Source organism: Frankia sp. Mgl5 (genome assembly GCF_023242985.1).
GTDB classification, from domain to species: domain Bacteria; phylum Actinomycetota; class Actinomycetes; order Frankiales; family Frankiaceae; genus Parafrankia; species Parafrankia soli.
This window is the reverse complement of the sequence record NZ_JALKFY010000256.1, coordinates 1-249: the sequence shown is the minus strand read 5'-3', so window position 1 is coordinate 249 and position 249 is coordinate 1. Positions and strand designations below refer to the sequence as shown.

Here is a 249-nt window from a genome sequence, read left to right as displayed (position 1 = left end):
GGATTATCAGATCACGACCAGAGGAGAAGAATGGTGCCGCGGTTTCGGCATCAATCTGGAGCAAACCAGGCAGAAACGGAGAGCATTTGCCCGACCATGTCTGGATTGGAGCGAACGGCGTCATCACCTCGCCGGTACATTGGGAACAGCCATTGCTTCGCGTTTTTTTGAGTTGGGCTGGATTGCCAAGGCACCCACAAGTCGGGCGGTACGAATTACGGAACAGGGGAGGGAGCAACTGGTCAAGCA

The 249-nt window shown here is 55.0% G+C and carries 1 pseudogene; it reads left to right on the top strand.

The annotated features are described in order from the left end of the window. A pseudogene (locus MXD62_RS09255) lies at positions 1–249 on the top strand (transcriptional regulator); the annotation flags it as partial.